This window comes from Nocardioides sp., assembly GCF_024509035.1.
In the GTDB taxonomy this organism is placed as follows: domain Bacteria; phylum Actinomycetota; class Actinomycetes; order Propionibacteriales; family Nocardioidaceae; genus Nocardioides.
Genome location: NZ_JANINT010000375.1, coordinates 1 through 1,511, shown reverse-complemented (window position 1 = coordinate 1,511; position 1,511 = coordinate 1). Strand labels below are relative to the sequence as shown.

The following is a 1,511-nucleotide window of genomic DNA, read 5'->3' as shown; positions in this document are numbered from 1 at the left end:
AACGGGTCGCTCGCCGGCCGTTTGGCAACCACGGCGTCACCGTAGCGCGACGGTGACAGACTGTTCCGCTGGTCGACGGGGTACTCGTCCCTCCTCGGGAGGAGAGGGTGATGGGAGAGCCGATCGAGACGTACTGCGACGGTGAGGTGTGGCGTAATCGGGTCCGCGGGCGGGAAGCCCTGCCCGGCGAGTACCGGACCCGGGAGGCGGCCGCCGAGGTCGGGCGCAGCGAGGCCCGCGTCCGCGGCGTCCAGCACGTCATCAGGAGCGCCGACGGCCGCGTCGTCGAGCGCAACCGCTACCCGCGCAGGAGCGACGAGCTGCCGTTCTAGGTCAGGGCACCCGGGTCGTGGCCGCCCATGTCCAGGCGGAACGGCGGATAGTCGTCGGTCATCAGGGCGGCGTACGCCGCGACGCGCAGCGCCCAGCGCTGCATCCCGAGCACGAAGTCGAAGATCGGGCGCGGGTAGCGCCCCGTGAACAGCAGGGCCACGGCGGCGAACAGCACGAGGAGGCCGATCAGGCCGGTGCTCCAGACGGGGGACGTGTCGCTCTGCGCCGCGCGGCCGCCGAGGTACACGGAGCCGCTCGTGAAGATCGCGACCACCAGGTAGTGCGGGATCGCGAGCAGCCACCACTTCACCAGGACCAGACCGCGCGAGAGCCGCTCGGGGTAGTCGACGTCCAGGTGCGCCGGGTAGTCGGCGACGTCGCGCAGGGTGAACGGCGGGTAGCGGTCGGTGCCCAGGGCGCCGTACGCGTAGAACGACACCCGCCAGGTCCAGCGCAGCACCCCGAGGTTGAAGTCGAAGATCGCGCGCGGGTACCGGCCGGTGAACAGGATCGCGAAGAACGCCACGACGCTGAGCACGACGAACGCGATCCACAGGAAGAGCAGCACCACGAAGTGCGGGATCGCCAGCAACCACTTCACCAGCCAGAGGCCGCGGCTGAGCCCCTCGTCGAGATCGGCGTCCACGTGGACCGGATACGTGTGGACCGGATACGTCGCGCTCATCGCAGTCTCCTTCGCTCGTCCTGCCCCTCCAGCCTGTGCTCGGCGCAGGACCCGCAGGAGGGGCGAAGGTCCCGGCGCGCGATGGCGACCGACCCTGCCCCGTCCCGACCGGCGCCCGCGACCCTGGCGATGGGGGCGGAGGAGGCGACGATGAGCAACCGGACCCCGGTGTCCCAGGCACTGCACGGCTGGCGCAAGCTCGCGTGGGCGGCGTGGGGGCCGCCGTCCGACCCCCAGTTCTACGGCGACCTCGACATCGACGCCGCCGCGATGCTCGACCTCATCGCGATGACGCAGTCGGACGTCGAGGCGCCGGTCACCGTCACCCACCTGGTCGGCCGGGCGGTAGCCCACGCCCTCCACGAGGTGCCGAGCCTGCGGGTGGCGATCGCCCGCGGCCGGGAACGGCCGTACCCGACGACCGACGTCTTCTTCATCATCAGCGACCCCGGCTCCGACGAGCTCACCGGAGCCAAGATCGAGCGCGCCGACG

General features: G+C 71.4%; 3 protein-coding genes. 2 read left to right on the top strand and 1 reads right to left on the bottom strand.

Annotated features, from left to right (window positions below; translation table 11 throughout):
* Window positions 1-110 precede the first annotated feature (110 nt).
* Window positions 111-332, top strand: coding sequence for a DUF2188 domain-containing protein (locus tag Q0L15_RS21520; protein ID WP_296606818.1), 222 nt, complete (start codon window positions 111-113; stop codon window positions 330-332).
* On the opposite strand, the gene Q0L15_RS21515 is transcribed toward Q0L15_RS21520, so the two are convergent.
* The gene (locus tag Q0L15_RS21515) at window positions 329-1,018 is read right to left on the bottom strand and encodes a DUF4389 domain-containing protein (protein ID WP_296606816.1); all 690 of its coding nucleotides are present in this window, start codon (window positions 1,016-1,018) and stop codon (window positions 329-331) included. The two genes, Q0L15_RS21520 and Q0L15_RS21515, sit on opposite strands and share 4 nt — an antisense overlap.
* A 150-nt stretch (window positions 1,019-1,168) precedes the next feature.
* Between Q0L15_RS21515 and Q0L15_RS21510 the strand changes: the two genes are divergently transcribed.
* A partial coding sequence (locus Q0L15_RS21510; RefSeq protein WP_296606814.1) for a hypothetical protein occupies window positions 1,169-1,511 on the top strand: 343 nt, incomplete at its 3' end.

Bases quoted from the DNA above. Each gene is read 5' to 3' on its own strand.
- Q0L15_RS21520 (WP_296606818.1), top strand. From the start codon at position 111: ATGGGAGAGCCGATCGAGACGTACTGCGACGGTGAGGTGTGGCGTAAT.
- Q0L15_RS21515 (WP_296606816.1), bottom strand. From the start codon at position 1,018: ATGAGCGCGACGTATCCGGTCCACACGTATCCGGTCCACGTGGACGCC.